This is a genomic window from Lysinibacillus sp. GW823-FHT02G10, assembly GCF_058797135.1.
This window is the reverse complement of sequence record NZ_JBXAJI010000001.1, coordinates 368,405-385,047: the sequence shown is the minus strand read 5'-3', so window position 1 is coordinate 385,047 and position 16,643 is coordinate 368,405. Positions and strand designations below refer to the sequence as shown.

The 16,643-nt window shown below is 38.0% G+C and carries 18 protein-coding genes; 6 read left to right on the top strand and 12 right to left on the bottom strand.

Going from position 1 to position 16,643, the window contains the following annotated elements:
• Positions 1-24: 24 nt before the first annotated feature.
• From AC1RFD_RS01940 to AC1RFD_RS01925, 4 genes are all read right to left on the bottom strand, one after another.
• Positions 25-816 (bottom strand): GNAT family N-acetyltransferase, encoded by a 792-nt coding sequence (locus AC1RFD_RS01940; RefSeq protein ID WP_288582169.1) that lies wholly within the window; start codon positions 814-816, stop codon positions 25-27.
• A complete protein-coding gene (abc-f, locus tag AC1RFD_RS01935; RefSeq protein ID WP_257961443.1) occupies positions 809-2,608 on the bottom strand; it encodes a ribosomal protection-like ABC-F family protein in 1,800 nt (599 codons plus the stop codon). The genes AC1RFD_RS01940 and abc-f overlap by 8 nt, the downstream gene beginning before the upstream one ends.
• Positions 2,609-2,712: 104 nt before the next feature.
• Positions 2,713-2,853 carry an RAxF-45 family protein gene (locus AC1RFD_RS01930; protein ID WP_004232534.1) on the bottom strand — a complete coding sequence of 47 codons (141 nt, stop codon included), beginning with the start codon at positions 2,851-2,853 and terminating at the stop codon, positions 2,713-2,715.
• A 155-nt stretch (positions 2,854-3,008) separates the two neighbouring features.
• Positions 3,009-4,037, bottom strand: coding sequence for an AbrB family transcriptional regulator (locus AC1RFD_RS01925; RefSeq protein ID WP_288582172.1), 1,029 nt, complete (start codon positions 4,035-4,037; stop codon positions 3,009-3,011).
• 205 nt (positions 4,038-4,242) lie between these two features.
• Between AC1RFD_RS01925 and AC1RFD_RS01920 the strand changes: the two genes are divergently transcribed.
• The 6 genes from AC1RFD_RS01920 (at position 4,243) to AC1RFD_RS01895 (ending at position 8,147) form a co-directional block, all read left to right on the top strand.
• The gene (locus AC1RFD_RS01920; protein WP_115673452.1) at positions 4,243-4,692 is read left to right on the top strand and encodes a LytTR family DNA-binding domain-containing protein; all 450 of its coding nucleotides are present in this window, start codon (positions 4,243-4,245) and stop codon (positions 4,690-4,692) included.
• 1 nt (position 4,693) lies between these two features.
• Positions 4,694-5,095: a DUF3021 domain-containing protein gene (locus tag AC1RFD_RS01915; protein WP_103117705.1), complete on the top strand. Its 402-nt coding sequence runs from the start codon at positions 4,694-4,696 to the stop codon at positions 5,093-5,095.
• A gap of 6 nt (positions 5,096-5,101) precedes the next feature.
• Positions 5,102-6,022 carry an ABC transporter ATP-binding protein gene (locus tag AC1RFD_RS01910; protein ID WP_288582175.1) on the top strand — a complete coding sequence of 307 codons (921 nt, stop codon included), beginning with the start codon at positions 5,102-5,104 and terminating at the stop codon, positions 6,020-6,022.
• Entirely contained in the window at positions 6,022-6,897 is an 876-nt protein-coding gene (locus tag AC1RFD_RS01905) for an ABC transporter permease (protein ID WP_288582177.1), read from the top strand. The genes AC1RFD_RS01910 and AC1RFD_RS01905 overlap by 1 nt, the downstream gene beginning before the upstream one ends.
• Before the next feature lie 135 nt (positions 6,898-7,032).
• Positions 7,033-7,788, top strand: coding sequence for a DUF2087 domain-containing protein (locus tag AC1RFD_RS01900; protein WP_048389708.1), 756 nt, complete (start codon positions 7,033-7,035; stop codon positions 7,786-7,788).
• Between the two features lie 17 nt (positions 7,789-7,805).
• The gene (locus AC1RFD_RS01895) at positions 7,806-8,147 is read left to right on the top strand and encodes a GIY-YIG nuclease family protein (RefSeq protein WP_054550689.1); all 342 of its coding nucleotides are present in this window, start codon (positions 7,806-7,808) and stop codon (positions 8,145-8,147) included.
• A 39-nt stretch (positions 8,148-8,186) separates the two neighbouring features.
• On the opposite strand, the gene AC1RFD_RS01890 is transcribed toward AC1RFD_RS01895, so the two are convergent.
• The 8 genes from AC1RFD_RS01890 to AC1RFD_RS01855 form a co-directional block, all read right to left on the bottom strand.
• Positions 8,187-8,567 carry an MmcQ/YjbR family DNA-binding protein gene (locus AC1RFD_RS01890; protein WP_048389704.1) on the bottom strand — a complete coding sequence of 127 codons (381 nt, stop codon included), beginning with the start codon at positions 8,565-8,567 and terminating at the stop codon, positions 8,187-8,189.
• 80 nt (positions 8,568-8,647) lie between these two features.
• Positions 8,648-9,466 (bottom strand): YitT family protein, encoded by an 819-nt coding sequence (locus AC1RFD_RS01885; protein ID WP_004232517.1) that lies wholly within the window; start codon positions 9,464-9,466, stop codon positions 8,648-8,650.
• 87 nt (positions 9,467-9,553) lie between these two features.
• The gene (locus AC1RFD_RS01880; RefSeq protein WP_054550688.1) at positions 9,554-10,852 is read right to left on the bottom strand and encodes a M48 family metallopeptidase; all 1,299 of its coding nucleotides are present in this window, start codon (positions 10,850-10,852) and stop codon (positions 9,554-9,556) included.
• Between the two features lie 157 nt (positions 10,853-11,009).
• On the bottom strand, positions 11,010-11,816 hold the full coding sequence (locus AC1RFD_RS01875) for a hypothetical protein (RefSeq protein WP_054550687.1): 807 nt from the start codon (positions 11,814-11,816) through the stop codon (positions 11,010-11,012).
• Positions 11,809-12,879, bottom strand: a complete 1,071-nt coding sequence (locus tag AC1RFD_RS01870; RefSeq protein ID WP_492474441.1) for an MBL fold metallo-hydrolase — start codon at positions 12,877-12,879, stop codon at positions 11,809-11,811. Before AC1RFD_RS01870 ends, AC1RFD_RS01875 begins: the two co-directional genes overlap by 8 nt.
• Entirely contained in the window at positions 12,872-14,533 is a 1,662-nt protein-coding gene (locus AC1RFD_RS01865) for an ABC transporter permease (protein WP_281216757.1), read from the bottom strand. Before AC1RFD_RS01865 ends, AC1RFD_RS01870 begins: the two co-directional genes overlap by 8 nt.
• A 56-nt stretch (positions 14,534-14,589) precedes the next feature.
• The gene (locus AC1RFD_RS01860) at positions 14,590-15,615 is read right to left on the bottom strand and encodes an ABC transporter substrate-binding protein (protein WP_279494386.1); all 1,026 of its coding nucleotides are present in this window, start codon (positions 15,613-15,615) and stop codon (positions 14,590-14,592) included.
• A complete protein-coding gene (locus tag AC1RFD_RS01855) occupies positions 15,612-16,577 on the bottom strand; it encodes an ABC transporter ATP-binding protein (RefSeq protein WP_054550684.1) in 966 nt (321 codons plus the stop codon). The genes AC1RFD_RS01860 and AC1RFD_RS01855 overlap by 4 nt, the downstream gene beginning before the upstream one ends.
• Positions 16,578-16,643: the final 66 nt, after the last annotated feature.

Genomic DNA, 16,643 nt, shown 5'->3' with positions numbered 1-16,643 from the left:
TTGGCGATTTTTATGTGTAGCTATTTAAGCCTGTTGGCGGATATCTTGAATGCTCTTCCCTTCAGTAAACGCATGAATCGATGCAATGGAGCCCACCGATTTAAAATTTGCCTTCTCATAGACTTTGGCAACCTGTTCACTAATTGGTAATATCCAAAGATCGTCCAATCCCAGCTTGACTGATTGCTGTTGGATATGCTGCAGCATATAGCCGATTAAACCTCGACCACGATAGCTTTCAGTTGTTGCAACACTTTCAATCCTACCTTGATTTTCTGACACAAAAATATTTGCTGAGCAGCACGCCACCCCATCTAGTCTTAGTAGATAATACGTAAAATGTGAAGAATGATAGGTTTGTTCAAATGCCTTTTTTATTAATGAAGGCTCCCCAAATGCAGAAATGCTCATTTCTACTGCTAATGCTTCCTCCATATTTGCATCCGTTACACGCTCAATTTGAATAGCAGGATTAGGTGGAAGTATCGCATATTCACCATCCCAGTACTGAATTTCATTAACAAAATGCTCATATTGAAAGCCATGCGTCTCTAATGCTTCTATACATAACTGATTTTCTTCCAGATTATATAAATAAATCCGCGGAATCAGGGACTTTGATTGGTAGAAATCTTTGATGTCTTGTAAAAATAAATCAGGTTGTTCAATCTTTCTCCAAATCTGTGCATGATTTGCATCGTAATAGGTTGGGATAGCCTGATTGTAAAATAAGACCCCCTCCTTACAAACCTCCACTTCACTGAAACTCTTCACATACTCTATATCAAGCTGCATAATGCGTTCTAAATTAAACATGCTCTGTGCCCCCCTCTAACCATCTTTCATATAAATTTTCTAATTGAAGTTCAAGCTTCTGCCGTTGTTCTTTAGCAAGCGATGGTTGTTGTAGTTTTGTCTCTAATTTTTCAATTTGCTGTTCAATCGGTAATTCTTTTTTTGGTGGCTGCGTTTTATTTACTGGTTGTTTTTCAACCATTTTCATTGCAAGTTCCTGTCGTTTTTCTCTAGCCCACTCATAATCTCCCTCAAAAACTTGAATAGTCTGGTTTTCAATCCACGCCGTTTTCGTAAAAATTTTCTGTAAGAAATAGCGGTCATGTGACACCCCAATAATCGTGCCTTCAAAGGATTCTAGTGTCTCTTCCAATACTTCTCTTGCTTCAATATCTAAATGATTCGTTGGCTCATCTAAGATTAAGACATTGATATCCTCATGCATTAATTGTGCTAAACGAAGACGCATTTTTTCTCCACCACTTAAGTCCTTCACTTTTTTAAAGACATCATAGCCATAGAACAAAAATCGTGCGAGTATATGGCGAGCTTCCGCCTCTGACACGGCGACACTTTCACGAAAGGCATCAATTAATCGTATAGCAGGATTTGGATGTTCAAATTGCTGGGAAAGGTATCCAAATTTCACATTACTTCCAATCTGACACACTCCCTGATTAGGAATGATTTCCCCTAACATCATTTTTAATAATGTTGATTTTCCACTACCATTGCTCCCAACAATCGCTAATCTTTCGCCAAAATAAATAGCTAGATTGCTTTCCTTCAATAAAGGCTTATCAAAGCCATGATCAATGGCTTGCAAAAGCACTACCTCTTTACCACTGCGTTCAGCCATCGTTAACGCTAAATTCATTTTCTTTTTAGTGAGGGGCTTCTTTACTCGCTCGATACGTGCTAATGCTTTTTCCATACTTTTTGCACGTCGATGCATCGAGGCGTTTGGTGGATTCGCCTCATTCGCCCACTGCTTTAATCGTTTAATTGTTTCTTGCATCTTTTTAATTTTCTTTTGTTGCTCTTCATAATTTGCAAACTGTTGTTCAATTTTTGCTTCTTTTTGTGCTATAAAGGCATCATAATGGCCGTTATACGTAAAAGCCTCTCCATCCTCAATTTCGATAATCTTCTGGGCTATTTGATTCATGAATTGACGATCATGGGATACGACAATGACAATCCCCTCAAAGTTTCGCACATAATGTTCAAGCCACTCAATAGCTTGCATATCCAGATGGTTCGTTGGTTCATCCAATAACAAAATAGAGGGCTTTTTCAATAAAATTTGTCCAAGCATAACCTTTGTTTTTTCACCACCACTTAAACTACTAAATGGCTGCTCTAGCATATCTGAAATACCCAGTCCATTTGCAATCATTGCTAGCTGTGCATCTACTTCATAGCCCCCTAATAGCATAAATTGCTCCTGCAATTGCCCATATTGCAGTAATATTTTATCCGTGACCGTCGACTGCATCTCTTGCTCAAGTGCTGTCATTTTTGCCTTTATTGCATAAATATCCGCAAATGCTTCCTCCAGCACTTCTTTCACAGCATGGAGTGGATAATGTGGAATCTGATGTAAATAGCCAATCGTCGCTTCTTTACTTTTAATTATTCGTCCCTTGTCAGGTATCTCTACCCCTGCAAGCAGTTGTAATAAAGTCGTTTTTCCACTGCCATTTACACCAACAATCGCCACATGTTCACCACTATTTACCTCTAGCTGTAAGTTCTCGAATAATATATTGCCACCCATAATTTTTTGAATTTGTTCAGCTTTCATTTGCATCGTTTTTTCCTCCAATGAAACGTGCGAAAACATCTTTAGAACACAAAAAAGACTGCTCATTAACAAGCAGTCCTCTTCTCAATTAAATGTGTGAAAAAGAATGGTTAATTCGCTACGTTTGTTATTTGATTTTGCTTAAAAATGGACAGACCTATCCCGTTGTTCGCAAAATCGAAAGTAATCACACGTGCAAAATACATAGCCGTATCCACTTTTACACATGTTTTCGTAGCGTTTTTATTCATTCCTTCTCACCTCCGTTCATAGTAGTTATGGCTATCATAACATTATTCGGATTATTTGGAAAGGGAAAATTTAACGTTCATTTATCATCATTCAAAAGTTCTATTTGATCGAAATTCGCACAAAGAAAAACATGAGTGGTTGATTCATAGCCCCCTCATGTTTTCACTTTTTTTACAAATACTTTTACCACAGGCACCAGAAAAATCGAGACAACTAGTACACGAAAAAGCTGAAAGGCCGTGACAATCGTGACATTTGCATGGACCGAAGCGGCAATAATCCCCATTTGATCAAGACCACCAGGAACAATACTTAAAAAGCTTGTCCTAAAATCAAGGCTGTACAACGCTGCCATCACAAATGTTAAACCATAGGCTGCCCCAATAAAAATGCCTGCCGAAACAAACGCATAAAAGATATGCTTCTTCGATAAATGTAAATCCTCTTTTTTTAATAATAATCCAATATAAATTCCTAGCATGAGTTGGGCAATATGCAGAAGCGATAATGGTAATTTTGGTACTTCTATCCCTGCCATATTAACGCCCATTAGTAAAAACACCGGGCCTAGCATATAGCCTGTTGGAATTTTTAGCTTTTGTGCTAGCCACCCTGCGCCACCACATACCACAAGTATGCCAACAAGGTTCCATGTGTATGTTCCATCAATCATAGAACTATTGCCACCTGCCCCTGCCACCATTAAAGGAACAAAGCCAACGATTAAAAGAACGCGAAGGATTTGAAAGAATGTGATGACCACCATATCCATCTCTTGTTGCTCTTCCGCAAATGCCACAACCTGCGACATGCCCCCAGGAACACAACAAGTTAAGGCAGTCGCAAAATCTAAATCTGTACGCTTGGCAACAAGGAAACTTACCGCAAAAAACAACAAAATAAATATGATATTTAACAGGACCATGCTTCCTAAAAAAAGCTTGATGTCCTGTACAGCTTCTGGTGTAAAGGCATAGCCGATAGAATAACCTGCTACGACTAAACCAAAATTGCGGAAAGAATGATGCCATTTTAATTGGACATTGGTGGATAGCTGCACGATGAGGACCGCTGTAATCGCTCCTAACAGCCAAGGCATCGGTATATGGAAAAATTGAAAAACTACAGCACCTATTAAACCAATGCATAATGTGATGAACATATGCTTATCAAAAATAAACATGGTAGCAACCCCTTCAACTCGATAAGCCTATTATGACCTTTATAAACCGCTTTTTCTACTGGACCGACTTTTGAACTGTTTGCTATCGTTGAAAAAGAACCTGTTATCCAACAAATAAAACCTCTTATCGAACAATTTATCCTTGCTAAAATTTTCTATGCTACATTAGTAATACCTGATTCAGCGTTTTTAAAGGAGGCCTCCTATGAAAATTCATTTAACCATCAATCATGAGCTCGAGGAAACTGAGATTCATATTCATGCCAAGGAATATAATGAGCAAATTGAAAGATTGATGAGACAGCTTCAAACATCCCAAAGTACGATGCTAGATGGATATGACCAACAAGAAATTCATCTCTTAAAAATTTCCGATATTTATTCCATTTACGCAGAGGATGCCAAAGTATTTTTACAGACAGATGAGCAAGAGTTTGAGTCCAAGCGAAAATTATATGAGCTTGAGGCTCAGCTCGCCAAAGATTTTGTACGCGTGAGTAAGTCTACACTCGTCAATATCCATAAAATATCCTCTATTCAAATGGGCAAAATCGGCACTACACAGCTATTACTTGAAAATGACGTAGCCATTCATGTCAGCCGAAAATATTTAAAAGAATTAAAGAGACACTTAGGTATTGGGAGGGATTCATAGCATGAAGTATTTACGCATGATGATTATCGGTCTACTCATTTCCCTTAGCTCCTCTTATGTCTTAGTGACACTTAGCGTCCTATCAAATAATGCGGTGGCCACAGGAACAGAATTATTGGAGCAAATTGTGATCGCGGCCATCCTTGGCATTGCCATTGGTTTGCTATCCGTCATTTTTGATATGGAGCAATTGCCTTTTACAGTTCAGCTTCTTCTCCATTTAGTAGCGGTGACAGCATGTGTACTAACCGCAGGCTATTTTGGTAGTTGGTTTGATTCAGGTGTATGGTATGTACTTATTGCGGAAGCCATTATTTACTTGATTGTTTGGTGTATTCTATATGTTCTTCAATTAAATGATATTGAAAAAATCAATAAAGAAATTCAAAAGAGAAGGGATTAACCACTTATGACGTTTGCGATAAAAGTTGAAAATTTATGTAAACAGTATGGAGATCAGCAAGCTGTCAAAGGTATTTCTTTTACAGTCGAACAAGGCACCCTATTCGCTTTTTTAGGTGAAAACGGTGCAGGTAAATCTACAACGATTGAAATACTTTGTACTTTACTAAAAAAATCGAGTGGTCAAGTAACTATTAATGGTTTCACACTCGACGCAAGCAATGGTAATGCGGATATCCGTAAATCTATTGGTGTCGTTTTCCAGCAAAGTCTATTAGATGAGCGATTAACTGTACGTGAAAATATCCTCCATCGAGGGAAAACATATGGTTTATCGAAAGCACAGCTTACCGATAACTATCAATTTGTTTCCACCTATTTGCATTTAGAGGATATTGAAAAGAAAAAATATGGAACATTATCAGGGGGACAAAAAAGGCGAGCAGATATTGCTCGTGCACTGATTCATCGTCCAAGTATTTTATTTCTGGATGAACCTACAACGGGTTTAGATCCACAAACACGTCAATTTGTTTGGCAGGCGATTAAACAACTTCAACTGGAAACCAATATGACTGTTTTTTTAACGACCCACTATATGGAGGAAGCGGCAGTCGCTCACCAAGTCACTGTCTTAAAGCAAGGTAAAATTGTCGCACAGGGAACGCCCGATGCACTAAAAACAAAATATGCCTATGATTCAATGGCTCTCGTTTTTCAAAATGCACAGGAGGGTGTGAAGTTTCTTGAGGAAAATGCGATCTCCTACACAGAGAATCAAGGGATATACACCATCCGTTTAACGTCTACCTTACAAGCACTTCCCCTTTTAAAAAAAGCTGAGCCACTTATCGCCTCCTTCGAAGTCATTAAAGGATCAATGGATGATGTCTTTCTTCATATTATGGCAGAGGAGGAGGTTGCGTAGTGGAAGCATTAATTAGTTTAGTTCTGCGTAATAACAAAATTTTTAGACGGGATAAAACACAGGTGTTCTTCTCCCTACTGTCAGTCATTATTGTCATTGTGTTGTACGCTGTCTTTCTCCAAAAAATGCAGGTAGATGCCATTGAACAACTAACAGAAGCTACACCTGAATTGATCACCATGGTCAATGAGTGGCTAGTAGCAGGTTTACTATCCATGATTGCTGTTTCGACTACACTTGGTGCCTATGGTATCGCTGTTAAAGACCAAGAATCCAAAGTACAAGCCGACTTTTTAACAGCTCCCCTTTCTCGTGCAACTATTCAGTTGAGCTATGTGCTCAATGCATTTATTATCGGCTGTATTTTTTCCTTTATTGCGCTCCTTGGCTGTGAAATCTTTATTTTCACAACGGGAGGTAAAATTCTAAGTTTTGGGGATTTTATTCAGGTATTGAGCATACTGTTTTTATCTGTCTTGCTTGCGAGTGTTTTTAATTTATTTCTTTCGTTATTTGTGTCGACCCAAAATGCTTTCTCAACACTCGGCACAATTGTTGGTACATTACTTGGATTTTTATGTGGTGTTTATGTACCTCTTGGAGCTCTACCAAGCTTTGCACAACATATAATCATGTACTTTCCAATTAGCCATACAACACTATTATTACGCAATGCATTTATGGAGAGCTCTATTGCAAATGTTTTTGATGGTGTGCCCGTTTCTTATGTGGAAGATTATAAAATGAATTATGGCATTGTTTATGAACTAAATGGACATATACTTAGCTCCACAACAAGTCTAATTGTGATTGTCTGTACAATTGTAGTTCTTTCTCTAGCATCTATGATCTTATTTAAGAGAAAGTATAACTAAATATGAGCCAACCATTTTACACATCGTTTAGAATACGATGTGTTTTTTATTGCTTTAATACAAACATTTTGTTATTTTAATTATTAAATAACAAACAAATTTATAATTCGTTTGTTTTATCAAGGAGGAATTGCAATGGATGTAAATGAATTATTTTGGCAAGCTCCTATCGATGATCTAAAAAAGGGATATATCGATCAAGCGACACACTTCACCTGCCTACTATGCGGTGAAAAAGTAGAAAAAGGCATTATTTATCCTCAAGAGGGCTTATTATATGAAGCAGAGAAAATGATGCAACACCATATTACATTGGCTCACCATTCTGTTTTTCATTATTTAAACGGTCTCAATAAAAAAATGACAGGCTTAACAGAACATCAAAGTCATATTTTACGCTTATTTTATGAGGGAAAATCAGATCAGGAGATAAAAGAAGAATTAGAGATTGGCAGTGCCACAACGATTCGCCATCACCGTTTTGCTTTAAAAGAAAAGGAACGCCAAGCCAAAACATTGATGGTGATGATGGAGTTACTAAAAGAACAAGATCAGAAGGAGGAACCATTTGTGCCTATTCATAAAACAGCTACTATGGTCGACGATCGCTATAACGTAACCCTCACGGAAGAACAGCAATTATTAGAGAAGCTATTTCCAAACGGTGTTGGCAAGGAACTGGTTCGCTTTCCAAAGCGCGAAAAACAGAAAATTGTAGTGCTGCGTGCAATTGCAAATCTTTTTGACCAAGAAAAGCATTATACTGAAAAAGAATTAAATGAAGTGATTAAACCGATGTATGAAGACTATGTACACATACGTCGTTACTTAATTGAATACGGTTTTCTTGACCGGAAAGCAGATGGCAGTGCCTATTGGGTAAAAAAATAAGAAAGTAGGTTATAAAAATGGATCATAAAAAAGAGTTAAAAGAAATGTATAAAGAGATGAAAATTGAAGCTGGCGTTTTTACAATGACCAATACACAAACAGGCAAATTATTTGTGGGGAGCTTTAATAATTTAAAGCGTTTAAATGGCTTTCAATTTATGCTAAAAACCAATACACATACGAACAAGGTGCTTCAGGCAGATTACAATTTATATGGTCAAGAAGCTTTTGAGGTGGAAATCGTTGAGTATTTAAAGAAAAAAGAAGAAGGCTATTTCGATGAAAAAAAAGAGCTCGAAAAGCTGGAGCAAAAATGGCTTGAGACACTAAAGCCTTATGGTGAGCGTGGTTATAATTAGTCATTAGCGCATTTGCCAAAAAGGTAAATGCGCTATTCATTACTTGTTTGATGGGTTGCCAATCAATTGAATTTCCTGCTGTGCTTTCTTCGTTAATTTATTGAAAACAAGCTCATAGGAATGCTTAATAAGATTCTCTACCAAATCCATCGGGACATCCTCAGCATCCATATAAATGGAATTCCAATGGGTTTTATTCATATAGTAACCAGGTATAATGCTTGCATAGGCTTCTCGTAATTCCTCCGCTCGAGAAGGCTCACATTTCAATGTAAGAACAGGCTTACCTGTTCTATTTCCTCCAAGCATGGCATACATTTTTCCACCGATATGATAGCGATCTGCTTGCCACTCCTCTTGATAGTCATACGTTGTTCCATGAAGCTGTATACAGTAAGCATGAATTATTTCTTTTTCCATCTTTACAATCCCGTCCCCTCAAATAAAAACACACGTTCGATTATGGTAAGTATAACCTAAAACGTGTGTAGAGAATAGCATTATTTAGTTGTACCACGATCAAACATTCCGATTACTTCCGTCGTCTGTAAAATATTCACAAACGACTTTGGATCAGTCTCCTTAATCGTGCTTTTCACATCAGCTAGTTGGTAACGCGTAATAACAGTAATTAATACTTTCCGACCCTCGCCTGAATACGCTCCCTTTGCATCGATAATCGTTACTCCACGATGTAGCTTTTCTAATAGTTGCTGTTTGACCTCGTCCCCTTTACTCGTAATAATCATCAGCGTTAATTTAATATGGCTTGTATGAATTGTATCCACTACTTTTCCAGTTGCATAAATGGACACAAGGGTTAACAACGCCGCATCCCAGCTAAAGACAAAGCCAGAAGCAGCCACTACGATTCCATTCATAGCGGCAATTAACGTTCCGAGCGGAAAATCACGTTTCCGGCTAAGTAGCATAGCAATTATATCAAAGCCCCCTGAGGAGCCAGCTGCTCGGAAAATCATGCCCATTGCAAACCCTACAATAACACCACCAAATAAGGACGCGAGGATTGGCTCTTGTGTCGCTTTGTGTATTGGAATAATATATAAACTCACTGACAACACAGCCACCGAAAGAATGGTGTAGCTAATAAATCGCTTGCCGAGCTTCATCACACCTAAAATCAGTAAAGGCAGGTTAAGCAGTAAATTTAACACGCCTGTATTTAAAGGGGTAATAATCCCAAGCATGATGGCAATACCACTCAACCCACCACTCAAGATTTCATGGGGAATCAATAAATAATTATAGGCAAAGGCCACTAAAATGGAAGAAAGTGTAATTATAATCACATTTCGCATAATGCTATCCCCTATCAATCAACGACCAATTTTTGATACATCTTTGTCATAGACTACCCAATTTACACTCCTGAAAAACCTATCCTCTTACTTTTTCTTCTGTTCTTCCTTTAAAGGCATATTTTGTTTATGTTCCCCTGTATCCGCAACTTTATAGATTCGCTCAAGCATCGGTGGATGTGTATAACGGAACCACTTCACTAAGAGCGGCGGGTTCACTTCACTTAAGCCTGAAATCGTTAGCTTTTGAAATGCTGTTACAGCCGCTTCTCGATCATTCATAAGGTTAATAGCATATTGATCGGCTCTCGTTTCTTGATATCTCGATATAAAATTGGATACTGGATTGGAAGCAAATAGTAAAATAGAAGTAATGAGTAAAAATAATGGATAGGAACGAATGCAACTGATTTTATTAATTTTTAAAACCTGTCCATATCGTGAAATCAAGCGACGCATAATTTTCGCTGTTAGCCATAGCCCTATTAACATTAAGAATAAATAGCCTGCAATGCCAAAATAAATATGCTTTTCAACATAATGTCCCATTTCATGTGCCATGATAAATAAAATTTCATTGTCCGTTAGTCTATTTAATGTAGTATCCCATAGCACAATTCTCGAATTGCTCCCAATTCCTGTCACATAAGCATTTAAAGCATTTGTCTTTTCTGCCATGTTGACCTCATAAACATGCTCTGCTGGAATATTGGCCTGTGTAGCAAGTGAAAGTATCTTTGTTTCCAGTTCTTTATTTTTTAGTGGATAAAAATCATTGTACAAAGGATCAATGACAACTGGCTGAATGAACATCACAAAGATTGTAAAGGGGATAGTTAAAAGCCAAGCATAGAGCCACCATCTTTTTTCGCTCTTTTTAATGAGCCAATAAATCACCGTAACAATAATCAAGCTAGTGCCAAAATTCACCCAAAAATCAATGACACCATCCTTCATCCAAGATGCAAATGCTTGTGTACTGATGCCATAGCTTTTGCTTAGATGATAGCGATAATAATCAAGCGGGAATAGCACTATATAGAGCAATAAAGATAATAGGAATAAGTAACCCGCATTTTGCAATAGCTTCCACTTCGTTTGGGAGGTCGTCACTTTTTCGAAATAACGAGATACACCCAATAGTAAAATCAAGAAGTAAATAAGCCATTCTAAAGGTGTGGCTACAAAGAATACAAAGTTCCGTATTTTTGAATATTCACCACTTAAAAAAAGCTCCTTGCCAGACATAAACATCACTGGATCTGCCGCCGTTCCTTGTAAGGCACTTGGTATTTTACCACCACCGCTGTGGAAAATATACCAGTACATACAAAGCACGTAAACACCGAAAAGTAGTAGTGTAACAATGCCCATTTTTTTCGCTATGTTATTTCCCCCTCATATCACCCAAAGTTCGTCCTATAGTAAGTGTAAGCGAAATTATCAAAGTTAGAACAAACATGGACCTACTTTTTTAATCTCTCTGTTGCCAAAGAAAAATTTCGCCTCATTTCTATATGAGGCGAAATCATTATCGTCCTATTCATTTATCCATAACAAATGCCGTTTTACCACGTTGATCCCCGCTTAGATAGCCAGTGGATAATAGTTGCTCATACCATTGCTTTTCTATAGTAGCTGCTTGAGCCGCATCATCTACCTTCGTAGAAAGTTCAACCATAATATCGCCTTTGTACTGCCATACCTCTATATCCGCTTCATGTCCTAAAAAGCTTCCTTTATAGGTCGTAGCATTAGCAGGCCCATATACGACAACTTGAGACAACGTATTTTTATACCATGCTTCGGAGTTCCAATTTACAATTTTCTTTGGCGCATTTTCAAGAATGAATTTTTTCGCAACATTTGTAGCAACTGAATCATAAGAGACATCAGCAGAAGTCTTCAAAGATTCCTTTCGGCTTATCGTAAATGTACGATGATCTCCCTTAATATCTAGCTCAAACTTATAATTTGACTCAGAACCAGTAAAACCATGATTCATTGTTTCTGCCATTGCTTCACTTAAAGGTGTGTTTAAAAAACGCTTTTTGTAGGTTATATCCATTTTATTACTACCCTTATATACACGTAAGCGGTGTATATAGTCATGACGTAGAAACAATTGGTCAAGCGTATCATAAAAATAAACTTTTACGTCATCTTTTTTAGTTGCTTGAAAAGCCTGGACAATAGTTGATTCATTAAAAATCTCAGGTTTAATATTGAATTTAATTTCATGTCCTGGCTCAATGGCTGCTTTCGCTTGTGTTGTATTCACACCCATCATACTAATCACTATCAAGCCCAAGACACACAGATAAAATGCCCATTTTTTTAGTTTAGTCACGCTTTAATTCCTCCTTCGGAAATGTTGTTGTTAAATTTGTATGTGTACTGTGAAAATAGATCGTTTGTCGTGCCCGAAGTCTCTGTGACAGTGCCACTAAATCCCAATAGTCTGGATGTGTTTTATAGAAGAACTCCTCAGAGATATGCTTTAAGCTAGCTGGATTGTAAGCATGACGAGAATAGCCTGTATGAACAAAAATTGCCGTCGGATAATCCTTTGCAAGCTCCTCCACTTGAGCCACATCCTGCTCTGAGACAAAATACAGTACATGGTGACTGTCCTGTTTTTGCTTGAGTCGTTCTAAAAGCATCACTTTATTCGGCCAAATATTTTCATGTTCTTCATCATAATGCCCCAATAAAGGTTGTAGCTTGGCATCTACCCTAATCGCTCGAGTTGTATGTTCGGAAAGATACGTCATAATATCGACTGTTTTGCCCGAAAAAGAGGAGGGGAATATAAATGAATGATTGGGATGAGCCTTTACGTACATAGCCATCTGCTCTAACACCTCAAGATTTCGAATGCATTTTTCCGCATGTCCACTATCAATAAACGCTACATCATAAACCGTTCCATCCTCCTCTGGCAAGGTCGCCTTTAATAAATACGAATCGACTACATAATCACCAGAGAAAAAAATCATTTCATCAAAGAAACGAATTTTGTACCACACGCTTCCAATTAAATGCCCGCTATATCCCCATTGAAAGGCAAGATATTCATTGACCTCTATCCATTTTCCAATCGTATCTGGATAGAAAGTTCTGACTTGTGGGATAAGCAGTGGAAGCTGCTGAGCAGTTGTATGACTCATTAGTATCGGTCCCGTATAGCCCATGTTCTGTAGTATTGGCAATGCCCCTACATGATCAATATGCGAATGAGAAATAAAGACAGCAGCTAGCTTTTCAATATGATTAAATGTAATATTTGGTGGCGTTTTTTGTGTATTTTTCATAATGCCACAATCCAATAAAATGGCCTGCCTCTGATTTTCTATATAAAAACAATTGCGCCCATATTCGCCTACACCACCTAAAATTTCAACACTAAGCATTGGCCTGCCCTCCTCGTTTTTGCAGCCAACCCAATAGGAACATAAAAATAACAGTCATAAGGACGGTTATAACAGCTACTGCCATTCCAACCCCTACATTACCTTGCTCAAATTGGCTATAGATAAAGGTTGCCCCTGTCTCTACGGATGGTGGCAAAATTAAAAGGCCAGCTACAAGCTCTCGCATTGAAATAATAAAAGTCATCATCATTCCTGTTAAAATACCCTGCATCAAAAGTGGTAGGATAATGCGACGATAAACCGCAATGTTACTACGACCAAAAATAGCAGCTGATTGAAAAATAGAGGCATCCAATTGTGAAAAAGAAGACTTTATATACTGCACCGAATAAGGTAAAAACAGTACACAGTATGTGACTATTACCATTGCCTTTGTGTTATAAATTGTTGCGGGAAGCCAAGGAGCATTCCAAAACATAATTAAACCTACAACAAAGACAATTCCCGGAATAATATTAGGCATTAAACTAAAGAAGTCTAATATTTGCTGCTTTCTGGTTTCTCCTTTTTTAATATAAAGAGCGATGAATAAACCTATTATGGCGGTTATCAAGGCCGTCATGATAGAAAAAACAATGCTATTTAAAAATGCTGTCAATCCTGCACTTCCACTAGTGAAGACCTCTTGATAAGAAGCCAAACTGAAATTCCCTGCCTGTAAACCATCTCCCCGTACCTTTTGCAAAGAGGTCACGATAATAGAGAAATAAGGAATGCCGATAGATAGCAATAGAACAAGCCCTACAAAAGTCCACGAAGCTGTTCTTATATACCACTTGTCCTTGATCTCACGTCTAGCAGGTGTTTTTCCTGATAGCACACCATATGTATATTTGCGTCCAATGAGATTTTGGAAATACCAAATGACTAAGCAAACTGACAATAAGAATAAGGATAGCGAGGTTGCCATGCGAATATCAACTGGCCATCTTGATAAATAGGCATGAATTTCGGTTGTAAACACTTGAAACCCAATCCGACTGCCGAATGTAGCTGGCGTTCCAAATTCAGCAAGCGTCTTAATAAAAATAAGGAGACTTCCCAAAACATAGCTCGAAAGTAAAAGAGGTAACACAACTTTTAGCCAATTTTGCAAAGAACTTCGCCCAAAAATCAGCGCTGCATCTAAAAATGAGCCATTTATGCGAAGCAATGTATTTTTCAGCATTAAATACAAAAATGGAAATAGGTGTAGGCTCATGATCACTACCATGCCAAATAAGGAAAAGAAGGAATCTGTCATCCAAGCAGCACTTGGAATAAGCTGCTGTAAAAAACCATTGTGCTGCATAAACAAAATCCAGCCCATCGAACCAATATAGGGAGGTGTCATAAATGGAATCGTTAACACTATATCGAGCCATTCATATTGATATAAACGTGTTTTCGTGCGAATGAAAGCCATAGGTAATGCGATAATTGTTGTCCCAATAATTACGAAAATCCCTAAAACCATCGAATTTCCAAGCGTTTTCCATATTCTATCGTGTGCAAACATTCGACTAAACTGTGATATATCAACATGACCCTCTTTTATAAAGGTATAAAATAAAATGGCCATCAACGGTGCGATAGCAAATATGATGACAATTGTCAGTAAAAATCCAAAAGCTCGTCTTCCTTCCATTATCATGGCATGTCAACCCTTCTCTATGAAAACTAGAAGGAGGTAAATTAACCTCCCTTTATTTAACGAAATATATCCGTAAACTTTGTTAGTACTTCCAGCTGTTTCGCTTCCGCACCCATCCAATCAACTGTTAACTGTGGAATTTCATCTAATGCTGCACGATTTTTCACAGCAATATCTTTATTCCCTGGTAATAAGTAAGCATCTGCTACTAGCTTTTGCCCTTCATCTGACAATAAAAAATCAACATAGGCTTGTGCAGATTCTACATGTTGTGCATCCTTTAAAATACCTACTGCTCTTGGACTAACTACTGTCCCACTCGTCGGATAGATAATTTCCACTGGCTCACCGTCTGCTTTTGCTTTATAAGCCATATAATCTACACCTGCAATCGTGGCATTTTTCTCGCCTGTTATAACCGCATCCAAGGCTTCTTTATTCGCACCATTGACTTGTAAGCCATTTTTCTTCCAACTATCAATCGTACTCCAAGCTGTTTTTTCTGCTGCTGTGTAGCCAAATAAGAAATCAACAGCAGAGCCTGACAGACTTGGATCTGGTATATTCATTTTATTTTGCCAATCAGCTTTTGCTAAATCAGACCAATCCGTAGGCGCCTGTGTCGTATTTTTCGTATTATAGGCAATACCTAAAGCAGAGGCACTGTAGCCATAAAAATATCCATCTTGATCCGACCAATCACTGTTAATTTTGTCCTTGTTTTTAGCCGCTTCGTAGCTTTGCAATTGATCTGTTGCTTTTAACCCATCCATTGAGGCAACAGAGGCAAGTACAACAATGTCAGCTACAGGATTATTTTTTTCCGCTTCTAAACGAGAGAGAATTTTACCCGTAGTTCCTTGAAACATTTCCACTTTAATCCCTGTTTTTTCTTCAAATGCTTGCTGAATATTTGCAGCTAAACCATCTGGCCCAGCAGAATACACTGTCAGAACTTTCTCCTCCTGTGTCTTTGCACTTGCTTCATTCGTCTCTTTTGCCTCTTTATTACCACAGCCAGCTAATGCTAAGGCCAATAAAATGCCAGCAGTTGCCCAAAATTTAAAATGTCGTTTCTTCAATGTAAACCCTCCAATTGATAGATTTGTTTTTCATCAATAAAAACTTGCAACCTTTTTCCATGCTCTAATGGCTGCTTCTCATAAAAGTTCCAATACTGTCCTTCTACCTGTGCTTGTACTAGATAACGATCGCCAACAAATGTACTTTTCACAATCTGCGCTTGTTTGGCAATCGTACCAGGACGCGATATTCTCGAAACACCCTCAGGTCGCACAATTGATTGTCGATTGTGAAGCCAATTCACTTTGCCAATAAAATCTGCCACATAGGGCGTTGCTGGTGCACGATAAATTTCCTCAGGCGAGCCAATTTGAGCAATCCTCCCTGCCTCCATAACGATAATTTGATCAGACATTGTCATGGCCTCTGTTTGATCATGTGTTACGAAAATGGCTTGGCAATTAAGCTCATGAATGAGGTGCATGATTTCATCTTGCATTTGCTCTCTTAAAACAGCATCGAGAGCGGATAAAGGTTCATCAAATAAAATTAATTGCGGTTTGGTCGCTAAAGCTCTAGCTAATGCCACTCGCTGCTGTTGTCCACCCGATAATTCACCTGGCTTTCGTTTCTCATAGCCTTGCATTTTTACCAATCGCATCACATGCTCGACTCGTTCAGGAATAGCTGATTTCGGAATAATGCCCTTTAAGCCAAAGGCAATATTTTGGAAGATGGTCATATGTGGCCATAGAGCAAAATCTTGAAAAACCATGGCAATATTACGCTTATTTGGTTTGACATTTTTACGAGACCCCGAAGAATAAATGACGGTGTCATCAAATCGTATTTCTCCTTTTGATGGCTGTTCAAGGCCAGCTATCAACTTTAATAAGGTTGTTTTGCCACAGCCTGATTGTCCGAGAATCGTAATAAATTGCTGATCTAACTCCACATCAATCGGCCACAATGCTTGAGACTGCCCATATTTTTTCTCGATATTTTTTAATGAGATTTTCATAAGTATCCTCCTCGTTACTTACAACTATAAATTCCAGATATTTAGAAAATATTAATCTACTATTAA